Here is a 23,605-nt window from a genome sequence, read left to right as displayed (position 1 = left end):
AATGAGCGATCGCTGACACAGTAGATCATTTTACCTCTTGTCTTGTAATCAGGAAAGTAGCATTTTCTGTAGTATATTGTATTATAATAATATCCTGCGTGCCCCAACTCTTGGAGCCTACATACTAGTACGAGAGGAAAAGTAACACTGTCAAATACAGTGGGCGTGTGTGAACGGGGAGTGCGAAGAACCTGGGAGGTAGGCTTAAAAGTAGCCATCCTTTAAAGAGTGTGTAACAACTCACCAGTGGAGTCCCTCTAGTAACTGAGAACACGCAATGCTCCACCAACTTGCACGCAGAATTATATTAATTAGTAATTCGTAATTCGTAATTCGTAATTAAGAAAGTCAGATTTTATAGGGTTGCATTGGTAGCCTGATTTTTCAAAATTGGTATTAGTTATGACTAACATATTTAAGCTAATCAACCAAATTGCGATCGCAGAAGCACAGTTATATACCACCCAATTCCTCGCGCCCTGTGTTAAAGGTGGACGAGTTCGCACACGGGTAGCGGGAATGATCTACACCTTCAGTCCAAAGCCTAGTAAATTTGAAGGTTGGGGCATCTTTCAGGCTGTGGATGAAAAAACAGCAACGGTTGTAGAAGAAGCAGACTTACCCCAAATTGTGGAATACCTGCAACACTTTCCCCAAATACGGCTGCGGTTAGCACACCAACTGCGGGGACAAACTTGGTTAGCATACCCTGTAAATGAAGTAGATATGCGTCAACGGTTGAAGTTAGTTAAGCCGATCGCAGTGCATCTAGTAACTGAGGGTATCGCCTTTGAGCAAGTCATTGCCCGATGGAATGGACAGTCATGCTGGTTCGAGGAAGTTGATCGCCGTACCGATCCAGCAATTGTTGAAACTCTGCAATCTGCTGTTAAGCAACTTATTCCTGCTGAAGAATTACAGTTTAAGGGCATTACTCCAGAAATCCGCACACTGTATGAATTAGCAACTCGGCGCATTCAGGGATTTACTCAACCCCAACAGGATGAAAAGCGATTGAGAAAGGCATTGCAAATGGGTGGCGGTACCTTAACTCAATTCCACGATCGCAGCGACTACTGGACAGTCGATTGGACAACTGCTGATGGTGTTCGCCACAGTAGTGCGATCGCTAAAACTGATTTGACTGTTGTCAGTTCTGGCATTTGCCTGAGTGGACGCGATCGCGATTTTGACTTGCAATCCTTAGTAGGTGTCATGGAACAGCAAGAGTAGTGAGAACAATCTGACTAATTAATTACGAATTATTATGAGTATCTTTTTTCACGAACAGCTTTACCGCAGCAATGCTGTAATGGCAAAGTTGAAAAACTATCCTGTAACAATTTGTGGGGCTGGAGCATTAGGAGCTAACATTGCGGAAAACTTAGCTCGGTCTGGTTTTGATAAACTTACAGTTATAGATCGCGATCGCATTGAGGAGCGCAATCTTTCAACTCAGCCTTACTACCGTTCTGATGTAGGAGCGTTCAAAGCAAAAATCTTGGCAAACAATTTATATCGAGCAATTGGTACTAAAGTTGATGCTAAGACAAAGGAATTGACACCAGCAAATACAACTCAACTACTCCAAGACAGCCAGTTAATTGTCGATGTTTTTGACAATAGTGTGGCACGTCAAGCAGTGAAAGATTATGCTGAAAAATTAAGCATTCCTTGTCTTCATGCTGGACTATCGGCTGATTATGCAGAAGTGATTTGGAATGACGTTTATCGCGTTCCTTCTGAGGTTAATGATGATATCTGTGATTATCCGTTGGCAAGAAACTTGGTGATATTAACCGTTGCTGTGGCATGTGAAGCGATCGTTTCATTCATTGCGACAGCACAACAGCGTAACTTCACCATCACCCAGAAGGATCTGACTGTTCAATCTCTGTTTTTGTAGATTGCGTAGACTAATACCAATTCGCAATGGACTTCGTCCCGCTTCGCTAACGCAATTCGCAATTCGCAATTAATAAATTCAGATTGTATCTAGGTTTCAAGGTTTGAATCTGTTGCCTAATTTTAGAGAATTTGTATAATTTTATTCTGCCAAGATGAAATGCACAGATGTTATACGAATTTGAAAAAAGAATGCGACAGATACATACGGACATACCTTTGTTCTGTCTGGCTTTCTTAATGCGTGAATTTTGAATTTTGAATTGGTATTATTTATGTCCGGTTGAAATTAACTACAACTGGGAGTAACTTTGGCTGTTCAAATCTTCCAGAGTAAACTTCCGTTATTTCCCCACTTCTTACTCCCCTATATTTAGCAATTTTGCCATCGCCAACCGTTGCAGTTTACCGGTAGCACCACGAGGTAGTTGATCTAAAATGTGAACTTGCTTGGGAACTTTGAAGTCTGCCAGCATAGTTGCACAGTGAGCTAAAAGTTCTTTTTCGCCAGCTTCTGCTTTCAGAACCACAGCCGCGTGGATATCTTCTCCTAAAGATTTGTGGGGGACGGCAAAGGCTAAAGCTTCGGTGACGGCAGGATGGCGCAGCAAGACATCATCCACTTCTAAAGGAGAAATTTTTTCCCCACCCCGGTTAATCAATTCTTTAATCCGTCCAGTCAAGCGGAGGTAGCCGTCTGCATCAACTGTACCCTGATCCCCTGTACGGAACCAACCGTTCACAAAAGCAGTGGCGTTAGCTTCTGGGTTGTTTTCGTAGCCATCTATAACATTAGGTGCTTTTACCACCACCTCGCCCAAGCTTCCCTTGGATAACAGGTTGCCTTCGGAGTCCATAATGCCCACTTCTACGCCGAAGCCATAACCGACAGTACCTGGTTTCCTAACTTTTGGCGGTAGCGGATTGGTGGTCATTAAGTGAGATGCTTCAGTCATGCTGTAAGATTCCACCACAGGAGCATTAAGAGTTGCCTCTAACTGTTCAATGATAATCGGCGGCAAGGAAGCGCTACTAGAGCGAATAAAACGAAAGCGGTTAGCTTTGACAATTTCTGGGTTGCGGCTAGCACGCGCCAAAATTGTCTGGTGCATGGTTGGCGCTGCGGAGTACCAGGTGGGTTTGTAGGTATCTACCAGTTTCCAAAACTCCAAGGCATTAAAACCATTGGGACAAATTAATCTACCACCCGAAGCCAGAGTTGCCAGCAAACAGCCCACCAATCCGTGAACATGGAATTGGGGCATTAGGCATAGTGTAGTATCAGCTGCTGTGAGTGAGTAAGCACTAATCAGGTTGCCGGCTGAAGCAATTAAGTTGCGATGACGAATCGGCACACGCTTGGGACGACTGGTAGTGCCGCTAGTATGGAGAATCATCGCTATATCATCAGCACTGGGGGCTACAGGATTCAAGGGTTCTGCTGGTTCTGAGCCTGTTTTGACTAATTCAAAGCTTAATGTGCCGTCAGTATTTACCTTGGCATTAATTAGCATCATATTGGGTGTGACACTGGCAATGGCTGCTTCTGGCCCCTCAGACAACGTAATCAGTGCTTTTGCTTGGGTATCTTGGTAGTAAAAGGCAAATTCTTCTTGTTTGTATTTGGGATTTAAGGGTGCAGCAGTGCCACATAGGGCAGCAGCCAAAAAGGTAATCGCCATTGGTGAACCGTTAGTCATGGCAATGGCAATGCGTTCTCCCCGTTTCAATCCAAAGCTGTTGAGTTGAGATACCAGTCCAATAATATTCTCGCGCAATTGCTTATAGGTTAGCGATCGCCCATCAGGCGTAATTAGGGCTGGATGATTGTCTTCCCCTACTAAAAGCTCAAATAAATTCATTAGTTGGAGTTTTGAAGAATAGTAGATTATTGGATTTTAGCTTGGATTTTGAACTTTACCATCATCCTAAAACTACCGTTCTCAACGTAGAAATCGTTTAAGTTTTTTCTATCCCACATTCTGCACTTCAACTTGAAGTACAAAGAGATTACGTCAAGATAAAAGCTAAAAAGTCAGGATGATTAAGACTCATAGTAATGAACGAATCTAGAGCATGAAAATAAATCATCAAATACAATATATTTGACGGTTATGTAAGCACTAAAAATTTGAGGAGCAATTACTGTTCCTTCGAGAGAGAAATTAACTGACTAATACGCTTGAGAATTTGCAATACGGCGTACAGTTCTCTGGAGGATGCAAACGGAGCGAAAACTCTTGACAAATCGTATTGTGGTGTATTTGTTTGCGTCACTTTGACAAATAAAATATCGTCTCCATTCGTCACCATCCCAAACACAGGTTTACTGGAGTTGGGGTTAGCCATCATATAAGCTAGGGCTTGTGGTACAGCCGCCCAAACTGACAGCGTGGTTTTTTTCGACTCCAACACCATCACCCACAACTGCTCTTGTAACACTAAAACGTCAATCCGTCCGCGCAGTATCTCCTCGCCATCATCCAGCACTAGTTCCACGGATGATTCAGCCTTAATTCTGAAAGGAGGATCGTAAAATCCAGAGAGTGCAAGTATTGGTGACACCAACAACAATATGACTGTCCCTTCTAGTAAATCACCTCCGGCACGGTGATAGAGATACCTGCGTCGCACGACATTTACAGAGGCTTTTTCTGCTTCCGTAATTTCAGACAATTCCTCATACCATTCTGGAAAAAACTGATCGTCTTCAACACGAACAAAACCGAATCGATTTTCTGCATCCTGAAGAGTAGTAATGGCTTCTGTAATTGCTGCCGTCTGTGTCATTGCTTTTAGGTAACAGTTGCTTTGTTATATTATCAACATCAGCACATCTTTATTATCGCCAATTGGCGTCGCAGCTACGCCCGCCTTTAGACATCGCATTGTCATCTCACTATAAAATTCTAAATTACTCCCCAAGAACGCTTCACAAATACCCTTGGGAGGATGTCGCAACTCAGCAAATCAGTATCCAATATATCAGGGACTAAGCAACATCCCTTACAAGGAGACTGATTGGATGAATTTGCAAGAAATTTGGAAGTTATTACAAGAGACGTTCAAAGAATGGAGTGACGATAAAGCCTCACGGTTAGCGGCAGCGTTAGCTTATTACACGATTTTTTCCATTGCACCATTGCTAATTATTGTAATTGCGATCGCAGGTGCAGTATTTGGAGAGGAAGCGGCAAGGGGTCAAATTGTCGGACAAATTCAAGGTTTAGTCGGCCCAGATGGCGCACAATTTATCCAAACAGCTATTAGCAATGCTAACCAACCAAAGACAGGAGCTATCGCTTCCATCGTTAGTGTTCTAGTTCTGCTATTGGGTGCTACAGGCTTATTTACTGAGTTGCAAGATGCCATGAATACGATTTGGGAAGTTAAACCCAAACCTGGACGTGGCATAAATAACATGATTCGCCTCCGCGTTTTGTCCTTTGCAATGGTGATTGGAATTGGCTTTTTACTTTTAGTTTCTCTAGTAATTAGTACGATATTAGCAACATTAGTAACATACTTTACTAATTTGTTACCAGGTTTCGATTTCATCTGGCAGATTGCCAATTTAATCATCTCGTTTACAATAACTACAGTGCTGTTTGGACTAATTTTTAAAGTTCTACCAGATGTCAAAATTGCATGGAGTGATGTTTTAATCGGAGCTGCTCTCACCTCAGTTTTGTTCTCTATTGGAAAATTTTTATTAGGACAATATCTAGGTAATGGCAGTTTTGGATCTACCTATGGTGCTGCTGGGTCACTGGTGGTAATTTTAGCTTGGGTTAACTATGCCGCACAAATTCTTTTCTTCGGTGCAGAATTTACTCAAGTTTATTCCCGAAGGCATGGAAGCGGCATAGTTCCAACTAAAAATGCTGTACATATATCTGATAACACAAACTATAATGGCAAGGCTCCAAGAGAACAAACATCGACTAATAAAAAGCCATCTTCTCGCTTTATTAATCGCTTCTTTCAGTATTTTAGGAAGCCCAAACGCTTAAAGCAGAAAAGAAAAAATCAGCGCTTTTAATTATTGATTACTGGAGATTTATATTTATAAATCTAATAGATATTGAAGTATTTAATATCCAGTCCAGCGAACTAGTTATTCTTGCCACAGTTGATGAGTAAAGTATTCAGCAATTATGAATTATAACTCCTTTTTATACTGGATTTTCCCAGAATTATCTTGAAAAAGGAAGAAAATCGGTGCTAATGGAAAAATGGTTTTTTATCAATTGGCAGGCAATTTTTATTCCCAGGATCAGCGTCTTTGAGTTGATTATCCGCGGTTCACTAGTCTATTTAGCGCTGTTCTCAGTGCTACGTCTGCTTCCTAGCCGACAATTAGGAACACTAGGAATTACTGATTTACTCGTAGTTGTACTATTTGCGGAAGCTGCTCAAAATGCTATGGTAAGTAATTACACATCAATTACTGAAGGCGCTATCCTGGTAGGAACAGTAATTTTTTGGAGTTACTTGCTGAACTGGTTGGGTTACAAACTTCCCCAGTTTCAACGTTTTCTGAATCCGCCACCATTGCTACTGGTAAAAAATGGTCGGATAATTGAGCGCCATCTGCAACGAGAGTTAATTACAGATGATGAATTGATGAGCAAGTTACGTCAGCAAGGTGTAGAATTTTTGGCTGATGTGAAGTTGGCATATATGGAGGCTGACGGTAGGATTAGTATCATCACGTCGAATTCAAAAACTAATTCCGTCCCTGAGCAAAAAGTAACGTTAAAAAGCGATCTACATTAATTAAACTGTAAAATATGACGGTTGTATTCTGTGCCGAACTGTGATTGAGCGTTATACTTTACCCGAAATGGCTAATCTGTGGAGTGAAGCCTATAAATTAAAAACATGGCTGCAAGTCGAAATTGCTGTTTGTGAGGCTCAAGCTGAACTTGGTTACATTCCATCTGAAGCGGTTGAGGAAATTAAAGCCAAGGCAGATTTTGATCCAAAGCGGGTGCTGGAAATTGAGGCTGTAGTCCGCCACGATGTCATTGCTTTCTTGACAAATGTCAATGAATATGTTGGTGATGCCGGACGCTACATTCACCTGGGTTTAACGAGTTCGGATGTTTTGGATACAGCTTTAGCACTGCAATTAGTTGCCAGTTTGGATATATTATTGCAACGTCTGGAAGATTTGATTCAGGTAATTCGCCAAAAAGCACAGGAACATCGTCATACAGTAATGGCTGGGCGATCGCACGGTATTCACGCAGAACCGATTACTTTTGGTTTTAAGCTAGCTGGTTGGTTAGCAGAAGTGTTGCGACACCAAGAACGCCTGAGAATACTCCGTCAAACGATCGCTGTCGGTAAAATTTCTGGTGCAGTGGGAACTTATGCCAATATTGAACCGCGCGTAGAAGCGATCGCTTGTCAAAAACTCGGACTCAAACCCGATACGGCCTCAACTCAAGTTATTTCCCGCGATCGCCACGCCGACTACGTGCAACAATTAGCTTTGGTAGCCGCATCCATCGAACGCTTTGCTGTAGAAATCCGCAATCTCCAAAAAACAGACGTTTTGGAAGTTGAAGAATTCTTCGCCAAAGGTCAAAAAGGCTCTTCAGCCATGCCACACAAGCGTAACCCCATCCGTTCGGAACGACTGACAGGAATGGCACGACTCGTCAGAAGTCATGCCGGTGCAGCTTTAGAAAACGTTGCTTTATGGCATGAGCGAGACATTTCTCACAGTTCTGTAGAACGGGTAATTTTGCCAGATGCTTGTACTTTGACCCACTTTATGTTATCGGAAATAACCGATTTGGTGAAAAACTTGTTGGTCTATCCTGAGAACATGAAACGCAATCTCAACTGTTATGGCGGCGTTGTGTTCAGCCAAAAAGTGTTACTGGCTTTAATAGACAAGGGAAGCAGCCGAGAAGAGGCTTATGCGATCGTTCAAGAAAGCGCTCATACCGCTTGGAATAAGCCAGAAGGAAACTTCCAGGACTTGATTAGCAAAGACCCGCGTGTTACCCAAAAGTTGTCTCCAGTAGAACTAGAGGTTTGTTTCGACCCCCAGCAACATCTACAGCATTTAGAAGAAGTTTACCAGCGATTGGGTATTTAGGATTAATTTGCTTGTAGTCAGCGTTTAAGCGCTGACTACAAATCTATTACCCAAAAAATACGCAGATATTACCAAAAAGATATATAAAGATACCAACAACATTTAAGATTGCAATTTATTTGATGCTGGAATTATTGTCAGCACTGGGTAGTATACATAACAAATAATTACTTATTTATTAGTATTACGAGTGCTTTGATGATTGAAATCCTAGCCACACTTTCTGCCTCTGCGGCAGCAGGAATGAGAATAGGCATACCTTTGCTGATTATTGGATTATTGCAGGGTAGTAACTTGTGGTCACAAGTTCCAATTTTATCTCACATTTCTCCACCAATATTATTAGGTTGCCTCACCAGTTGGTCATTAATTGAATTATTAGTCTCAAAAAAGTTATGGGGGCAAAGATTTCTCCAACTGGTTCAGTTAGTCATGTCTCCCCTTGTGGGCGCAATTATGGGGTTAGGAGTAGCTACAGCAACAGCAACCCCAAACTGGCTGATTGCCTTAATTGGAGGTTTGTTAGCTTTAGTACTCCAGCTAGTCCAAGTTGGTTGGTTCTATAGGTTACGTGGTTTACCACTGTGGGCAGTCTTCCTTCAAGATACCTTGTGCATTGCTCTAGTACTATTTGCCTTTGATGCTCCCTGGCAAGGAGGATTAATTGCTTTAATACTGCTCTGGTTTGCAGTTCGTAGCGCCAAGCAGTGGTATGACTGGTATCACTAAACCCCAACGACACTCAGAATTGCAAGTTATTTAATCATGGTAAAATGTTGTTTGCTAGTCAAATCAGTAATTAACTCAATGAATGAATTATTGACTCGTATTTCGCAAATTCCTGGTCAATGTGGGGGTCGTCCTTGCATTCGAGGTATGAGAATTAGAGTTAGTGACATTTTAGAAATGTTAGCGGAAAATGTCACCGTTAGCGAAATTTTAGAAGACTTTCCCGATTTAGAACTAGAAGATATTCAAGCTTGTCTTCTGTTTGCTGCACGACGGACTGATTTTGTGCGGTTGACAGCATGAAGATTTGGATTGATGCACAGTTACCCCCGACATTGGCAAGTTGGGTAACAAATAGTTTTGCTATAGAAGCTTTGTCGTTAAGAGATATTGGTTTACGTGACGCTAAAGATATAGAAATTTTTGAGGCTGCAAGAATCGCCAATATCATCATTGTAACGAAAGATAGTGATTTCGTTGACTTGGTTTGTCGGCTAGGGATACCTCCTCAAATTCTTTGGTTGACTTGTGGAAATGTCACTAATCGTAATTTGCGTCAACTTCTGACAATTACTTTGGCTAATGCGCTGGAACAATTACGTCAAGGAGAAATGATTGTGGAAATTAGCAATCATCGGTAAACAATAACAATATTGACCTTGATTCTATTTTATCTACAAGCGATCACACTATTTCAAGCAACCCGAACTCAATTCATCTATAGATTTTTTAACTAATCGTAGAACATGACTATTAAGAACTTGTTTCACAAAACTAAGAGTATCTTTATATACAGAACATGATTTCTCTGTTGACCCCAATTTTTCGTATGCAACACCCATCTGCCAAAGAGGTACTATTCTTTGGTAATTAGTATTAAGAAATTGAGAGGGAATTATTGAAATAGTATTCTCACGTATCGACTTATAAACTTGTTCGGCTTCAGGTAAAGACTGTAAGGCTTCCTCGGTTAGCTGTAAACCACGTGAAAAATCTTGAGCGTTATTGTATGCCCAACCCATATTACTCAGAAGTGTAGGTTTGATTACTGGCTTGATCAAATTGGCTATATTTTTGTCCACTTTATTAAGTAAGTTAGATGCTGTATTCAAAGCTTCTAGAGCCAATTTAGGATCGTTCTGTTCATTGTACAATTCACCAAGGGAAACTAGGAGCATAATCTCCATCAGACGCATCCCTTTAGATTTTTTCACTAATTTCGCGGCTAAAATAGCAGAATTACAGGATTTAGTGGCTTGCTGTATTTGTCCCAGTTCTTGATAAATTGCAAAAGCGGAGAAATGACTTAAAGTTATTAAAGTGCTATCTTTAGTTTTTTCAGCAATTCTAATAGTTTCTTCTGCTATCGGCAAAGCGTCTTTAAAGTTTTCCTTTTGTACAAAAGTTTGTAAGCCTGAAAAAGATTCAACCCATTTTTCCTTCTCAGGTATGTCAATATCAATATTTACATCATTAACTACATCATTTATATCATTTATATCAGTAGATAAATCTGCTACTAGCAAATTTCGCTGATATAGACTGTTTGATTCCACATTTGCCAAAGCAACTTATGACCCATTTAAGCCAACAACCAGGCTTATTCCTACAGCAATTTGTAAAATTATGAAACTCATAGCTGATTACTTAGACTATAAAATTGATTTATCAGTTAGGAATTAAGAGTTAAATAACATACAATTTATCTCCCTGGCTTACCTCACCTTCAATCCCTCTCTTTATAAAGGCTACCGTGTATACACAAGTCGAGTTGGCAATCAAATCAACGAAAAACAACGGAAAATTATTTTTAAAATCCTTGATTTTCCGTTAGGACTCTATCAATAACCTGACACTATTGATAATCAGTTCACTTAACTCAAAACCTTGCCTACCAAGGCTTGTATCTTACCAGGCAATGATTTTAGGACTTGTGTATACACCGTAGCTTTATAAAGGAGAGGGATTGAGGGTGAGGATGAAGTTTTGCATTTTATTTAATCCACATTCCTTAAAGAGTGAGGAATTTTGTTTATCTCCCTCATCTCCCCCTCCCTCTGTGCCTCTTCCCCAAGATTTTTTACTGCAAAAGCCCAATCATGTGCAAGAAGCCGTGACCAGTAATCAGCTCGATGATTAAGGCAATAAAACCCAGCATAGCAATCCGACCATTCCATACTTCAGCACTAGTTGTCAGACCCCATTCCCAACGCTCTTGAGGATACATCTTGACCATTTTCTTCATTTGAGCAGCTTGCGAAAGCTTGAAACTGGGGTTTCTCAGCGCATCAATCACTAATTCGGCTAGTGCATTAATAAATACTGGATGGGTATTGGGAGCCGGTACGCGGCGGAAGTTGTGAATTCCTGATTCTTCGGCTACTTCTCGATACTCAATATCAATTTCTTGTAGTGTCTCGATATGCTCTGAGACAAAACTAATTGGCACGACAACCAAATCTTTCACGCCTTGTGCGCCTAGTTCTTTGAGGGCATCTTCAGTATAGGGTTGGAGCCATTCGACTGGGCCGACACGACTTTGGTAAGCTAAGGTGTGGGCATTGGGTCGATTGAGAGTCTGCATAATCAACGCAGTACATTCTTCAATTTCCGCCTGGTAAGGGTCGCCTGCTTCTTCAACATAGCTTTTCGGAACGCCGTGAGCACTGAAGAATATATGAACGTCATCCGGGTTAGGGAATTGCTCAAGTTCCTGGGCTATGAGTTGCGCCATTGCTTGAAGATAGTCTGGTTGTTTATACCAAGAAGGAATGACGGTGTAATCAATGGGTTGAAGTTTTGGATTTTCTTGCCAAAGCTTGTCTAAAAGCCGGAAGCTGGAACCACTGGTGCTGATAGAAAACTGGGGATATAGTGGTAATATTACTAGGTGTTCTACCTTATCTTGGGTAATTTGTGCGATCGCCTCTTCTGTATAGGGATGCCAATAACGCATTCCCACATAAATATTAACTTCTTGCCCTAAAAAATTTAACTGTTCTTTTAGAGCTTCCCCTTGGGCTTCCGTAATCCGCCGCAATGGGGAACCACCACCGATTTGCTTATAATTTTCTTGAGATGTTCTGGTTCGTCGCGTGGCAATAAACCAGGCTAAGGGCTTTTGCAACCAGCGAAATGGTAGGCGAATAATTTCCGGATCGGAAAATAGATTGTACAAAAACGGCCCGACATCCTCTAGCTTATCAGGGCCACCGAGATTGAGTAATAAGACGCCTACACGACCCATAGCAGTTACTTTCCCCCGATATTTTCAGGTTTTTTACTAATGTTAACAATATATCTTTATTAAATATAAAGCTTAATAGCAAGGAAATATGCAATGGCAACAATTTTAAGGGATTGGAGTTACCGCTATCAGTGGCTATATGATGGCATCTCTCGTTTAGCAGCCTTAAGCGTAGGTGGTGAAGCCCGTTTTCGGCAACTTGCTTTGCAAGGCTTAACAATTCACTCAGATTCTCAGGTTTTAGATTTATGTTGTGGTAGTGGCCAAACGACGGAGTTTTTAGTAAAAAATTCACAAAACGTAACAGGATTGGATGCTTCACCCAAGTCTTTGCAACGGGCGCGGCTAAATGTACCAGAAGCTTCATACATAGAAGCTTTTGCTGAAAAGATGCCATTTGCAGATAATTTGTTTGATGTGGTGCATACCAGCGTTGCATTACACGAGATGCAGCCTCAGCAATTACGAAAAATTATTAATGAAGTTTATCGGGTGCTAAAGCCGGGAGGAGTGTTTACGCTGGTGGATTTTCATGCTCCGACAAATCCGATATTTTGGCCGGGGATATCGGTGTTTTTGTTGTTGTTTGAGACGGAAACAGCTTGGAAATTACTGAAAACTGATTTAGCTGAGTTGTTAACTGAAACTGGGTTTGAAGTGAGTAAGTCTACTTTGTATGCAGGTGGGAGTTTGCAAGTGATACAGGCGAAAAAATGAAAAATACTATTTTATTAATGGCAGCTAAGAGACTCTGCTATTAATAAAGTATAGGTTGTTTTTATATAGTACTTAACGGGTAGGCAGTGAAAAAATGACGCAGGAACTAATAGACCTCAAAAAAAGTATTTTGGAAGGACGTTATGCAGATGCCTTAGCAATTGTAGACGAATTAGAAGGCATGAGTAAACAAGCTATTCTGCGGAATATCCAAGCTTATTTAAGGATTCTGCTGATTCATTTGATTAAGAATCAGGTAGAACAACGATTAACTGGTTCATGGACAAATTCTATTCGTAATTCAATCCGAGAAATTAAAAGTCTTAATATCAAAGATAATAAAAAATCTTACTATATTAATTTAGGTGAGTGGGAGAGTTTGATAGAAGAGGAAGTGATTGAAGATGCGATCGCTGATGCCAGCGATGAAGTAATGAATGGAGTATATAATCAATTCCAACTGTCTGAAATCCTGGATAGGAACCAAATTATTCAGACTGCATTGAAGTTTTTAGCACTAAATTATTCCTATACAGCTAAGGAGTTACCCGCAGTTTTGGCTGAAAATTTAACTCAGTTATCCGGTGGAGAAGATTGGAAAGCAGGTAGGCGGTAAAAAATTAGTGGGGTGAAACGCTTGCTGGTATTGAGATAAAAGCACTTTTTTAGGTTGTGAAATTTGTACACCTACCCTTTTGCGCATTTGACCATACAGTAACCTAAATATAAAAGAACTTAGTAATTCAACGTAGAGATAATGAAAGAAATAACGCGCCGCAAATTTATTGCAACAGCGACAGTGGCGACAGGTTTTGCCCTCGCAGTACAACCCATTTCTGCCGGAGTCATCACTACTGATGCCAAGGGGTTAGTAGCTGGTGCGGTGAAAATTCCCGTCAAAGATGGCGAAATTCCTGCCTATAGAGCAGCACCAGCCACTGGTGAAAACTTCCCAATTGTTCTGGTAATCCAGGAAATCTTTGGAGTACACGAACATATCCAGGATATCACTCGTCGCTTTGCTCAGTTGGGATATTTAGCGATCGCACCCGAATTATTTGTGCGTCAAGGTGATGTCTCGAAGTTAAGCAACATAGACGAAATTCGTCCAATTGTCGCCAAAGTACCAGATAACCAGGTGTTATCCGATCTTGATGCCACAATAGAGTGGGCAAAGAAGTCAGCTAAGGGTAATGGCAAAAAGTTGGGAATTACAGGCTTCTGTTGGGGCGGTCGTATTACCTGGTTATATGCAGCACATAATCCCCAAGTAAAGGCAGGTGTGGCGTGGTACGGGCGACTCGTGGGCGATGCTACCGAACTTCAACCCAAGTATCCGGTCGATATTGCATCAAAACTGACAGTCTCCATTCTCGGACTCTATGGTGGCAAGGATACAGGTATTCCTCTTGATACAGTAGAGCAGATGCGCGATCGCTTACAATCCAGTAGCAGCAAATCTGAAATCATCGTCTATCCCAATGCACCCCACGCATTTTTTGCCGATTATCGCCCCTCCTACCGTGAGAAAGAAGCTCAGGATGGTTGGAAACGCCTCTTGGCATGGTTTAAGCAAAATGGTGTTTAAAAAATTAGCTACTCATGAACTGTGACGCTGAAAAAAGTTCCAAATTGTTTCACTGGCGTTCAGCCCCAGCTTGGCATTGAATTTGTTTAAACTCTCGTCAGTTGAGGAACCACCAGGCCAGAAATGTCCACCGTTGACTACCGCTAGCTGCCAGACTTCGGAGTTGCCACTACAACCTGTGTAGAGAGCGGTTTTCACTTTATCTTGAGAAAAATTCAAAGATGCATTCGATAAGGTACATTGATCGTGCGATCGCCAAAACTCTACCATGTCTGAGATCGAAACCAGCGCTCCTCGTTGAGTGTGGTCATCACCTTCATAATGGACATCGCGATCGTTTGTACCGTTGATCGTTAACATCGATATGGGAGTTTGAGGCTGGCAACTAGGTTTGAGTCTAACTGGGAGCGAACCAGCTACTGATGCAAAACCAGCAATTTTATCAGGTAACTTACAAGCCAGTGCTTGGGTAAGTATGCCACCTCTAGAAAAACCGGTAGCATAAACTTTATGACTATCAATATTAAGTTGCTGCTGAAGATGATTAATCAGAGCACGGACAAACAAAACATCATCTACCCTTCCTTGAGTGTTACCTCTAAGGCTCCATTTTTGGTCAATTCCGTCTGGATAAACAACAATAAATCCTTTTTGATCTGCTAATTCATTGAAGCGAGTCACATTACTAATAGACCGACCATTACCATCATCTCCATGAAACACTAAAACTAACGGCATCGGGCGGTCTAAATTATAAGATTTTGGAGTGTAAAAATAGTAAGTACGTAACTTTCCTTGATCGTATAGTTCTCCATAATTATCACCAATCAATATTTTTTCTTGAGTTATACTGTTTTCTTCAGCCTGAATGGAATCGCAGGCTGTTACTAAACTAATTCCTAATATAAAGATTAAAATTTTTTTAACAAGCTGAGAATTTTGATATATATTCATGTTGATTAAGTTGACTGATGTCAGCTACTTGTATTTACTTCAAAATCTTATTCAGCAACAAATTTTTACTTAACAGAGGCTAACAACTCTAGTTGAGTTGTTAGCCTCTATTTAGATATTAAACTCTGACATTGACATAACGAGCAGGAACTCTAACCTTAACCCACCTGTTACCGCGTCGTACTGTTTCCCAATGTGCAGGAATTAACTTTCGTTGAAATCGAGCAACAATAGGTTTATGCACAATAGCAGCTCTATGAATATTGGGTCTGACAATGATTTCTGCTGCTGATGCTTGTGACGGCAAAGAGGAAATTGCAAATGGGAGAGCAAGTAATGTACCTAATAGAATACGTTTCATATTCAAATCTCCATCAATTAATTTACTTGAGTTCTATACAGCATTTATCAATAATTTGTGAACAGATATTCTTACCCATTAACTTTACAGTAAGTTTTGTTTGTTACACGACTTAATTGATTTGCTGTATTGCTCTCAGTTTAAATTGCTGAATAATAAAACACAGTGTAATAAAGTCATAATTTCAGTATGACTTTATTCACATTTTAAACTTTAGACAAAAAAAAGGAGTTTAGAACTCCTTTTTTACTAGTATAATTTATTACTTTGTTATGGATATTTACTGGATTTTGTATGCGATCATCCCAATCAATACGGCAAGACCAAGCGCTCTGCGAAAATAATTAACGCCTTGAAATAGCTCCATCCACGCCCAAGTAAACAAGGAACCATTTGCCAGAAAGTCTAACACTGTATTGATTTTACCGCTTGTAAAAACTAGAGTTAGTAAACTAGCAACTATCCAAAGAATCAGTGGTGGGTTTGGCATTTGACCCAAAACAATTTTGCCATTGCTATCACGGAAGGTTTTATCAATTAATGTATTTTCCATTGTTTGAAATTGCTACTTAGGTAAGAATTATTAACTTGCAAAAATTACGAGTATATTTATTGATAGTAGGCTGAAATTTGATTGCAAGTTATTTAATAATATTAAAACATTAAACCAATTCTATTTTCACCCATCTAATTGCTGAGATTAGAGCAGTAAAGGATATTCATATATGACTATATTGAAAGGCATAATTGAAAGACATACTTACACAAAATTTGCCAATACGTATTTCTCCTTTTTTTCTTTTCTTTTTTCTCTAGCAGATGCTACGCCTAGCTTGCTTCTGCGTAGGAGTATGTGTCCGTTACATAGAAAAGCCCCCCATACCGGGAGGCTGAAAAGTTAGCGGAGACAACTTGTTAAACTACAGCGATCGCTCCTCCTAATGCAGAGAAAATGGCAGAGACGAATGCTGTGGCAAACAGCCACCACGCTGCTGTAGCTGCGGCTTTGCGGGTTTCTTCTGCTTGCCGCTGTGCTTGATGTTTTACCTGTTCTAGACGGCGTTGGGCTTCCTGCTGTAGGCGTTCTGCACGTTGCAATACTGTGTTGCGTGCCCGTTCAATTTGGTCGATGATCCGGTTGGCATCTTCTTCAGAAATGTCCTCACGAGAACTCATAATTGCCACTAGGGTATCACGGTCAAAGGAGGACAAGCGATCGCGCAGGGCATCAAAACCCGCCTGGGGATCGTCAAAAACTGTGCGAATATCGCGCTTAATACTATCATAGTTAAGTTCCGGGCGATCCAGGGAGTTGAGATAGTTACGAATGCGGGCAAAAATCCCATCAATTGCATCTTGAATGCCTCGTTGAATGCTCCGCACTTGTTCGACAAATTGATCCCTTACGGACACCATATTATCGGCAATCCGCGCCGCTTCTTCATCAGAAATATCTTCCCGAATTTTCAGCAGGGCGATGATCGTAGAACGGTCAAACTGGGAAAGGCGATCGCCAAAACTTTCAACCCCAACTCGTGGATCGTGCAACAATAATTGCAAGTCGCGTTTGATACCTTCTGGGTTGAGTTCTTCTTTACCAGTTTGGCGCAGATACTCTTCGAGATAACCTTTGAATGATTCTACTCTTTGCTGTGTGCGGCTAGCTAGGCGACGAGGCGCACGCACAAAGTTACGAATCGAATTTTGGGTGGAATCAATGATTTCATTGACTTGTTCTTCACTCAAGTCTTGGCGTTGACTGAGCAATTTCACCAGTGTATCCCGGTCTACCTGCGACAACCGACGGCGCAGTGCGACGGCTCCCTCTTTGGGATTTTCAAACAATCTGTTCAAATCTCGCCCAATACCTTCAGGATTTAGTTCTTGTTTACCTGTATTTCGGAGATAATCTGCGATCGTCGTCGTCACAGAGTCGTATTGCTCTTTAGCTTTATCAACTACAATTTGGGGTGTGTGGCGAACATTGTACCATGACTCCTCAGTAGCATTGATGATTTGATGAACTTGATCTTCACTCAAATCTTCCCGCTGACTCAACAACTGTACTAAGGTATCGCGGTCAAAGCGAGACAAGCGTGCCCGAATTGAGTTAATTCCAGCTTGAGGATCTTCTAGTAGCTTTTTGAAGTCGGCGCGGATGCCATCAGGATTCAGTTCTGATTTTCCGGTGTTACGCAGATATGATTCTACATTCAGCCACAGGGTTTCTGCTTGATATTGTGCCTGTTCTGCTAGTCCTTTGGATTCCACCAAGACGCGATCGCGTTGTTTTTCCAACTCATCGACAATGCTATCTACTTCATATAACTGGACATCATTACGTTGTAGCAATATCTGCCGAATTTCTTGGCGGTCAAGGTGCGCTAATCGCAATGTCAGGGTTTCATAATCTGCCTCTGAGTCTTCCAACAGTGGTTTAAAATTCCGCTCAATGCCTTCGGCTGTTAAATCTGCCTTGGGAGTAATCAGCAGATAACTTTCTACTGCGCGTTGCAAGTCTTGGACTATATCTCTTTCTTCAATAGCTTTCACTGTTACCAAAACTTGTTGGCGGACAGTTTCTAGCTGATTTGCAATCCGCTGAATTTGACCTTGGGTAAGTAATCCCCGTTGTTGCAAAATTTTGACGAAATCATTGCGGGATAGTCGTTCTAGTTCCCTGCGGACGATTCCAGGGTCAGCTGCTGGGTCGTAGATGACATCATGAAATTCCTGGGCAATTCTTTCTGAACTCAGTTGCCAAGCATAAGTATTGTACAGGTAGTTTTCGACATCAGCCCGAATTGGACTATAGGGTTGTGACGGTGTTGGCAAGCCTAACTTATCTGCTTGTTCGGTGACTTTATCTTTAGCGTTAGTGAGACTACCCAAGATTTTTTCCACATCCAAATCAGACAAATCTGTGCGTCCCAACACAATGGCGGTTAAGGCAGATAATCCTTGCTGGAGTGTACTTTGAATTGGCCCACCAGCTGCTTTTTGGTCAGATTCTTTGGAATCACGCTTTTCTGCTAATAACCGATCCAGCTTGGCATTGAGTTCATCTGTTTTACTTTGTCCTGCTGGAAGTGATTTCAGATAATCCATTAACTCACCCAAACGGTCTTCGGTGGGTGGTTGCTGACTTACTACTTGCTGCCAAACTTTATACAAAGTATCAGCAATGCGGCTAACGTCTTTTTTGGAAAGATCGGTGCGGCTACTGACTAACTCAATAAACTTTTGGCGGTCGATGTTGCGGATATCTGGAGTCCCAGCGATCGCTTTTAATTGCGGATCGTTGAGTAAATTTTCAAAATCACTCCGAATCTTTGACACATCGAGTTCTGGAGGACGGATCTTTTCTAAGTAATCTTCAATGTTTTCTCGGATACTCACGGGGTCGATGGCGCTTCCTAGTTCTCGACGGACGGCGGCGGCGGCGGCTTCAGCTGTGGCTACCACTTGGTTACTCACAGTTTTAGCGCCAAGTGCAGCGGTAGCAGTCCCCATAATTGCCTGAAACCCAGATGTTGCCGTATTGACAACTGAGCCTATTAAGGAGCCTACAGTGGTGGAACTTACCCAAACTAGCAGCAAAAAGTAAGCACCCCAAATCACCAAACCGAGAATCGATCCCAATCCTCGATCTGAGATGACAAGGCTCAATTTTACTGCCAGGTAAGAAGCGATGAATAAGGCAACCGTTACAGTGGCTAATGTCCAAAATCCTACTAATGTACCGATTTTGCGAATGTTGCCGCCCAAACTTTCGACTTCCCTACTATCTGAATCAGAGTCAGATGAGTGCCCCAGGTAGGAAATACCGAATGCAAGGGAGAGATTAGTTAGAACTAATTGGAAAGCAAAGGCAAGAATCACGCCGGAGATTAAAGCCACAAAAAAGCGCGGCCCGGAAATGAGAACTGATGCTTGTTCTGGTGTGACGTTTGAGGGTTCTGCTGGAACCTGTGCTAACCACAATAGTGGTTTATAGAGTCCCACCATGATTTCCGTACTTTGGAACATTGGATTTCCTTCTACTAAGTTTAAATTTGGGGGAATTAAGAATTTCTTGAGAAGTAACTCTTAGTATTTATTATGTTTGTACCTATGGCAATACCTGACTCTTCAAATCAGAATCGTAGAATTTAGCTGTTTAAAGCATCTCTCCAAGGGCTGAAAGCTCTATCCAGCGTAAGATATAACTTTTACTGTCTATTGGTAAAAAAATAATTAAATTGGCACGTAAATTAAATATAATATATCTTTTGTTTTTAAATTTTAATTGTTTATTTATAGCAATACTTATGATATTATCTACATATTGAAATATTAAATTAGCAAGATACTTTGTGATTGCTTCGCTCCACTTCGTTGCGTACCCTTCCCTTCGGGACGCTGCGTGAACGGGAAGGCTTCGCCTACGCAATGACATATCATTTGTATCAAGCATTTCGTGAAATGGTATAATCTCCCGAAGATGAATTGTTTACTTGGCAACAAAAAAGCCACCCAGATATAGGTGACTTATCTATAAATTAAAATTTGATAAAAATTACTTAAATTTCAAACAGCGATTATTCCTCAATAGAACTGGGAATACCTAAAACAGCACAGGGAAAATTAAAACCTAAAGCCTCAATCAGCGGGTGATTGACAGAGTTGCAACCGAGAAACAGAATATCGGCAGCTTCTGATTCAACAACTTTGTTAAGTTCTGTGGCAATGGAACCAAACCGTAGGTGAGATTTGAAGGAACCTTGCCATTCTTCAGCCAGACTCCGCGCTTGCCAGAGAATTATATCTGCTTGTTGCAGGGGAGTTATCACTGTCTGTAACTTGGGTTGAGTTAATACCTGGGTGACAGACTTTGATACTTCACTGACTTGACATTCCAATGAAGGCTGTTGTTGGGGAAAGCTTAAAATATTTGGATACTGACTGCTTTGATTATCTTCTACTACATAAACGGCTTGAACTGTAACTTCTGCATTAGTGGCTAAACGCGTTTGATGGGCAATCCAAAAGGCAATATCTAATGCTGTATGACTGTTAGGAGATGCGTCATAAGCAACAATTAGATTAACTGCTTTTGCTTTTTGAGGTTTTTTAGAAAAAGGTTTTTTTGGTTCTGGCAACAGTACCATTTGTTCAATTAAATCATCCCGACCTGTGGCACTTTGCAGACGTGCTAACATTGGCTTAATTTGCACAGCTTTACTTCTCCCAATGAAATGAATTAGCAATGAGAAGCAGGGCGACCAATTTTAGATTTTGGACTTCAGCTACGCTCAGTCAAACGATTTTGCATTTTAGATTGAGTGATGATAACCAAAATTTCAAATCTTAAATCAGTTAAGGAAACCCCAATAATAACTGTATTACAGCCAAAGTCTTGGGGGTTCCTTCCATTGCCTACGGAGTTAGCTGACGGGCTAAGACTGGAAGGTGTCTCTCTCTTAGGAGTGCTGAGTGCTGAGTACTGAGTTAATATTAATAATTCTTAACTTCTGACTCTTAACTCCTCATTTTCTATGAGATACGCCCCACAATATGGTTCCTCCGTTCCAAATCCAGCTTTCATGAATTTGAATTAGGCTACCCACTAAAAAAATGATAATCTAATTTACTCGTCTTGAGCAAAATATCGATCGAGGAAATTTAAGGCATGGTTGCGGAGTTCAAAATACTCTTTTGAGTTTCGCATGGCGGCGCGATCGCGTGGATGCTCAAAAGGAACTTCTAAAATCTCCCCGATATTAGCGGCTGGGCCATTGGTCATCAAGACGATGCGATCGGACATATAAATTGCTTCGTCTACATCATGGGTAATCATCATCACTGCTTGACGATTATTTTCCCAAATATCCAATACCTGCCGCTGCAATTTGCCACGAGTTAGTGCATCTAATGCCCCAAAAGGTTCATCCATCAGCAACATTTTGGGACGAATTGCTAAGGCTCTGGCAATACCTACTCGTTGTTTCATACCTCCAGAAATTTCATCGGGATATTTGTCAGCCGCCGCCGTCAAGTTTACCATTGCCAAGTGTTGATTTACAATGCTAATTTTTTCAGCCCTATTAGCGTTTTTTAACACTTCATCCACGGCTAAACGGATATTTTCTCGCACTGTTAACCAAGGTAACAGCGAATAGTTCTGAAATACCATCATCCTTTCGGCTCCCGGCTGACGAATTTCTTGTCCATCTAGCCTGACTGAGCCAGAAGTTGCTTTTTCTAAACCAGCTACTATCTTTAGTAGAGTTGATTTACCACAACCTGAGTGGCCAATTACAGAAATATATTCATCTTCATTAATCGTAAGATTAACTCCATCTAAGACAACAAAATTATCTTTATCAGGTGTCGGATAAGACTTGACTAAATTTTCAACTTCTAAAAATCCAGGGCGGGGCAGAACTTCGGTCTGAGTATTAATAGGCAATGAGGTATATTCCATCATCAAATGCTCCGCAAATAATTTAGTCAATCAATATTTAAACTTGGGATTTAAGACATGAAAAAGCGAGTGGGAGCGTTAGCCCTGATGGCAAAACTATTCAGATAACCCACAGGATCGCTGGGGTCGAAGCCTTTCTTATCTATAAATACTTCTGGTGGTTCGACCTTGTAATCATCCTTGGGACATTCAATGCCCATTTCCGATGCTATCTCCCGATATAAATCTGTTCTCCAGCCTTGTTGGGCTAGTTTGTCGGCATTTTTGGGGAATTTATGAATTTGTCCCCACCGCGCTGCTTGTGTCATTAACCAGATACTTCTGGATCTCCATAAGAATGTGGAGTGTTCTCCTGGCTGTTTAGGAAGGTTGTCAGGAATATCGAAGAAAATTGTAGTGTCAGCGGCTTTGATGGTGCGGTCTTTGCCGTCAAAGCCGCCATAGTTATAGTTGCCGAGAATTCCGGGACTTGTAAATTTTGCGATTGGAGCATTTTTATTTTTGGGTCTAGCACCTGTAAAGGAACGTTCTGTAAGCAGTTCGGCTACTTCTTGATGGTTTTCTACTTTGCTGCAATATTGACAAGCTTCAATCATCGCTTTGACGAGGGAACGATAGGTTTTGGGATATTTGTCAATGAAAGATTCCATTACTGCCAACAAACGATCTGGGTGTCCCAGCCAGACTTCTTTGCCTTGTGCGAAGGTAAAGCCAATGTTTTCATTACCTGTAATTGCTCGTGTATTCCACGGTTCTGCAACCATGTAAGCTTGCATAGCACCAATCCGCACGTTTGTTACCATTTGGGGGGGCGGAACGATGATGACGCGAAACTCTTTAAGGGGATCGACACCTGCGGCGGCGGATAAGTAACGGATAAAGTATTCGTAAATAGCGGAACTCAAAACAACCGCCCAAACTTTCCCTTCTGGCGGTTGGTTGTCAAAGTAGCCTCGGAAATCGCGCCCAAAGGCTTCCAGCGCGCCATCACCATATTTTTCTTGATACTCGTACCACGGGCGCAGCCCAAAATCCCACATGGCTTTGTTCATCGTCATGGCGTTACCGTGGCGATGGATAGTCATGGCTGCACATAAGGGGGCGTGGCGTGCGCCTTCGGCACCAATTCTGGCGTTGGTGACGGCACCGGAGACTACGGGCGAAGCATCCAGACGACCAAATATTAAACCGTCGCGGGAGGTGGCCCAACTGGCTTCGCGGTTAAGTGTGACGTTCAAACCATATTTGCGAAAGAAACCTTTTTTCCAGGCGATCGCAAATGGCGCACAATCATTAACAGGAACGTAACCAATGGTGAGGTCGGGTTTTTCTAGGTCTTGGTATCTAACTACTGGTTGCACAGCTAAGGCATCTTCAGTTAGTCCTTTGGCGGATCTATCTCCTGAAATCGCACAAGAAGATAGTGCGATTCCGGTTGTGGTTGCTCCGATTCCTTTGATAAAATCTCGTCGAGTCCAGTTATTATCACCCATTCTTGTAGCTCCATTGGTGATTAATTTGGT

General features: G+C 41.5%; 22 protein-coding genes and 1 riboswitch. Of the genes, 11 read left to right on the top strand and 11 right to left on the bottom strand.

Annotated features, from left to right (window positions below; translation table 11 throughout):
* Positions 1–402: 402 nt before the first annotated feature.
* Positions 403–1,233, top strand: a complete 831-nt coding sequence (locus tag RMY63_RS05835) for a hypothetical protein (protein WP_322727787.1) — start codon at positions 403–405, stop codon at positions 1,231–1,233.
* A 34-nt stretch (positions 1,234–1,267) separates the two neighbouring features.
* Positions 1,268–1,906 carry a ThiF family adenylyltransferase gene (locus tag RMY63_RS05830; RefSeq protein WP_322727786.1) on the top strand — a complete coding sequence of 213 codons (639 nt, stop codon included), beginning with the start codon at positions 1,268–1,270 and terminating at the stop codon, positions 1,904–1,906.
* Positions 1,907–2,264: 358 nt separating this feature from the next.
* Here RMY63_RS05830 and RMY63_RS05825 read toward each other — a convergent pair whose 3' ends face one another.
* Together RMY63_RS05825 and RMY63_RS05820 are read right to left on the bottom strand one after the other, a co-directional pair.
* Entirely contained in the window at positions 2,265–3,767 is a 1,503-nt protein-coding gene (locus RMY63_RS05825; protein ID WP_322727785.1) for an acyl--CoA ligase, read from the bottom strand.
* Between the two features lie 280 nt (positions 3,768–4,047).
* Positions 4,048–4,695, bottom strand: coding sequence for a type I restriction endonuclease (locus tag RMY63_RS05820; RefSeq protein ID WP_322727784.1), 648 nt, complete (start codon positions 4,693–4,695; stop codon positions 4,048–4,050).
* 235 nt (positions 4,696–4,930) lie between these two features.
* Between RMY63_RS05820 and RMY63_RS05815 the strand changes: the two genes are divergently transcribed.
* The 6 genes from RMY63_RS05815 (at position 4,931) to RMY63_RS05790 (ending at position 9,390) form a co-directional block, all read left to right on the top strand.
* The gene (locus RMY63_RS05815) at positions 4,931–5,947 is read left to right on the top strand and encodes a YihY/virulence factor BrkB family protein (protein WP_322727783.1); all 1,017 of its coding nucleotides are present in this window, start codon (positions 4,931–4,933) and stop codon (positions 5,945–5,947) included.
* Between the two features lie 185 nt (positions 5,948–6,132).
* Positions 6,133–6,684 carry a DUF421 domain-containing protein gene (locus RMY63_RS05810; protein WP_322727805.1) on the top strand — a complete coding sequence of 184 codons (552 nt, stop codon included), beginning with the start codon at positions 6,133–6,135 and terminating at the stop codon, positions 6,682–6,684.
* Positions 6,685–6,724: 40 nt separating this feature from the next.
* Positions 6,725–8,020, top strand: a complete 1,296-nt coding sequence (gene purB / locus RMY63_RS05805) for an adenylosuccinate lyase (protein WP_322727782.1) — start codon at positions 6,725–6,727, stop codon at positions 8,018–8,020.
* Between the two features lie 198 nt (positions 8,021–8,218).
* Positions 8,219–8,749: a DUF4126 domain-containing protein gene (locus tag RMY63_RS05800; protein WP_322727781.1), complete on the top strand. Its 531-nt coding sequence runs from the start codon at positions 8,219–8,221 to the stop codon at positions 8,747–8,749.
* 69 nt (positions 8,750–8,818) lie between these two features.
* Positions 8,819–9,052 (top strand): DUF433 domain-containing protein, encoded by a 234-nt coding sequence (locus tag RMY63_RS05795; protein WP_322727804.1) that lies wholly within the window; start codon positions 8,819–8,821, stop codon positions 9,050–9,052.
* A complete protein-coding gene (locus tag RMY63_RS05790) occupies positions 9,049–9,390 on the top strand; it encodes a DUF5615 family PIN-like protein (protein WP_322727780.1) in 342 nt (113 codons plus the stop codon). The genes RMY63_RS05795 and RMY63_RS05790 overlap by 4 nt, the downstream gene beginning before the upstream one ends.
* Positions 9,391–9,438: 48 nt before the next feature.
* On the opposite strand, the gene RMY63_RS05785 is transcribed toward RMY63_RS05790, so the two are convergent.
* Complete coding sequence (locus RMY63_RS05785; RefSeq protein ID WP_322727779.1) at positions 9,439–10,305, bottom strand: hypothetical protein; 867 nt, start codon at positions 10,303–10,305, stop codon at positions 9,439–9,441.
* 524 nt (positions 10,306–10,829) lie between these two features.
* On the bottom strand, positions 10,830–11,996 hold the full coding sequence (gene hemH, locus RMY63_RS05780; RefSeq protein ID WP_322727778.1) for a ferrochelatase: 1,167 nt from the start codon (positions 11,994–11,996) through the stop codon (positions 10,830–10,832).
* Between the two features lie 93 nt (positions 11,997–12,089).
* Between hemH and RMY63_RS05775 the strand changes: the two genes are divergently transcribed.
* From RMY63_RS05775 to RMY63_RS05765, 3 genes are all read left to right on the top strand, one after another.
* A complete protein-coding gene (locus RMY63_RS05775; RefSeq protein ID WP_322727777.1) occupies positions 12,090–12,713 on the top strand; it encodes a class I SAM-dependent methyltransferase in 624 nt (207 codons plus the stop codon).
* Positions 12,714–12,807: 94 nt separating this feature from the next.
* Positions 12,808–13,329 carry a DUF29 family protein gene (locus RMY63_RS05770; RefSeq protein WP_322727776.1) on the top strand — a complete coding sequence of 174 codons (522 nt, stop codon included), beginning with the start codon at positions 12,808–12,810 and terminating at the stop codon, positions 13,327–13,329.
* 141 nt (positions 13,330–13,470) lie between these two features.
* Positions 13,471–14,301, top strand: coding sequence for a dienelactone hydrolase family protein (locus RMY63_RS05765; RefSeq protein ID WP_322727775.1), 831 nt, complete (start codon positions 13,471–13,473; stop codon positions 14,299–14,301).
* A gap of 12 nt (positions 14,302–14,313) precedes the next feature.
* On the opposite strand, the gene RMY63_RS05760 is transcribed toward RMY63_RS05765, so the two are convergent.
* From RMY63_RS05760 to RMY63_RS05730, 7 genes are all read right to left on the bottom strand, one after another.
* Complete coding sequence (locus RMY63_RS05760; RefSeq protein WP_322727774.1) at positions 14,314–15,255, bottom strand: alpha/beta hydrolase family esterase; 942 nt, start codon at positions 15,253–15,255, stop codon at positions 14,314–14,316.
* Between the two features lie 118 nt (positions 15,256–15,373).
* Entirely contained in the window at positions 15,374–15,616 is a 243-nt protein-coding gene (locus RMY63_RS05755; RefSeq protein ID WP_322727773.1) for a hypothetical protein, read from the bottom strand.
* Positions 15,617–15,896: 280 nt separating this feature from the next.
* Positions 15,897–16,169 (bottom strand): hypothetical protein, encoded by a 273-nt coding sequence (locus tag RMY63_RS05750; protein WP_322727772.1) that lies wholly within the window; start codon positions 16,167–16,169, stop codon positions 15,897–15,899.
* Positions 16,170–16,531: 362 nt separating this feature from the next.
* Positions 16,532–19,645 (bottom strand): MFS transporter, encoded by a 3,114-nt coding sequence (locus RMY63_RS05745; RefSeq protein WP_322727771.1) that lies wholly within the window; start codon positions 19,643–19,645, stop codon positions 16,532–16,534.
* Between the two features lie 551 nt (positions 19,646–20,196).
* Positions 20,197–20,817, bottom strand: coding sequence for a universal stress protein (locus tag RMY63_RS05740; protein ID WP_322727803.1), 621 nt, complete (start codon positions 20,815–20,817; stop codon positions 20,197–20,199).
* Between the two features lie 202 nt (positions 20,818–21,019).
* Positions 21,020–21,229: riboswitch (cyclic di-AMP (ydaO/yuaA leader) on the bottom strand.
* 16 nt (positions 21,230–21,245) lie between these two features.
* The gene (locus RMY63_RS05735) at positions 21,246–22,082 is read right to left on the bottom strand and encodes a nitrate ABC transporter ATP-binding protein (RefSeq protein ID WP_322727802.1); all 837 of its coding nucleotides are present in this window, start codon (positions 22,080–22,082) and stop codon (positions 21,246–21,248) included.
* Positions 22,083–22,132: 50 nt separating this feature from the next.
* Positions 22,133–23,575 carry an ABC transporter substrate-binding protein gene (locus tag RMY63_RS05730; protein ID WP_322727770.1) on the bottom strand — a complete coding sequence of 481 codons (1,443 nt, stop codon included), beginning with the start codon at positions 23,573–23,575 and terminating at the stop codon, positions 22,133–22,135.
* Positions 23,576–23,605 lie beyond the last annotated feature (30 nt).

This window comes from Nostoc sp. ChiQUE01b (genome assembly GCF_034531255.1).
Classification (GTDB): Bacteria; Cyanobacteriota; Cyanobacteriia; order Cyanobacteriales; family Nostocaceae; genus Nostoc.
Note: the sequence above shows the minus strand (reverse complement) of the source record. Positions and strands in the feature narration are given on the sequence as shown.

Excerpts from the sequence above, each read along its gene's own strand:
- RMY63_RS05835 (WP_322727787.1), top strand. The coding sequence starts at position 403 with ATGACTAACATATTTAAGCTAATCAACCAAATTGCGATCGCAGAAGCA.
- RMY63_RS05830 (WP_322727786.1), top strand. The coding sequence starts at position 1,268 with ATGAGTATCTTTTTTCACGAACAGCTTTACCGCAGCAATGCTGTAATG.
- RMY63_RS05825 (WP_322727785.1), bottom strand. The coding sequence starts at position 3,767 with ATGAATTTATTTGAGCTTTTAGTAGGGGAAGACAATCATCCAGCCCTA.
- RMY63_RS05820 (WP_322727784.1), bottom strand. The coding sequence starts at position 4,695 with ATGACACAGACGGCAGCAATTACAGAAGCCATTACTACTCTTCAGGAT.
- RMY63_RS05815 (WP_322727783.1), top strand. The coding sequence starts at position 4,931 with ATGAATTTGCAAGAAATTTGGAAGTTATTACAAGAGACGTTCAAAGAA.
- RMY63_RS05810 (WP_322727805.1), top strand. The coding sequence starts at position 6,133 with ATGGAAAAATGGTTTTTTATCAATTGGCAGGCAATTTTTATTCCCAGG.
- RMY63_RS05800 (WP_322727781.1), top strand. The coding sequence starts at position 8,219 with ATGATTGAAATCCTAGCCACACTTTCTGCCTCTGCGGCAGCAGGAATG.
- RMY63_RS05790 (WP_322727780.1), top strand. The coding sequence starts at position 9,049 with ATGAAGATTTGGATTGATGCACAGTTACCCCCGACATTGGCAAGTTGG.
- hemH (WP_322727778.1), bottom strand. The coding sequence starts at position 11,996 with ATGGGTCGTGTAGGCGTCTTATTACTCAATCTCGGTGGCCCTGATAAG.
- RMY63_RS05775 (WP_322727777.1), top strand. The coding sequence starts at position 12,090 with ATGGCAACAATTTTAAGGGATTGGAGTTACCGCTATCAGTGGCTATAT.
- RMY63_RS05770 (WP_322727776.1), top strand. The coding sequence starts at position 12,808 with ATGACGCAGGAACTAATAGACCTCAAAAAAAGTATTTTGGAAGGACGT.
- RMY63_RS05765 (WP_322727775.1), top strand. The coding sequence starts at position 13,471 with ATGAAAGAAATAACGCGCCGCAAATTTATTGCAACAGCGACAGTGGCG.
- RMY63_RS05760 (WP_322727774.1), bottom strand. The coding sequence starts at position 15,255 with ATGAATATATATCAAAATTCTCAGCTTGTTAAAAAAATTTTAATCTTT.
- RMY63_RS05755 (WP_322727773.1), bottom strand. The coding sequence starts at position 15,616 with ATGAAACGTATTCTATTAGGTACATTACTTGCTCTCCCATTTGCAATT.
- RMY63_RS05750 (WP_322727772.1), bottom strand. The coding sequence starts at position 16,169 with ATGGAAAATACATTAATTGATAAAACCTTCCGTGATAGCAATGGCAAA.
- RMY63_RS05745 (WP_322727771.1), bottom strand. The coding sequence starts at position 19,645 with ATGTTCCAAAGTACGGAAATCATGGTGGGACTCTATAAACCACTATTG.
- RMY63_RS05740 (WP_322727803.1), bottom strand. The coding sequence starts at position 20,817 with ATGTTAGCACGTCTGCAAAGTGCCACAGGTCGGGATGATTTAATTGAA.
- RMY63_RS05735 (WP_322727802.1), bottom strand. The coding sequence starts at position 22,082 with ATGGAATATACCTCATTGCCTATTAATACTCAGACCGAAGTTCTGCCC.
- RMY63_RS05730 (WP_322727770.1), bottom strand. The coding sequence starts at position 23,575 with ATGGGTGATAATAACTGGACTCGACGAGATTTTATCAAAGGAATCGGA.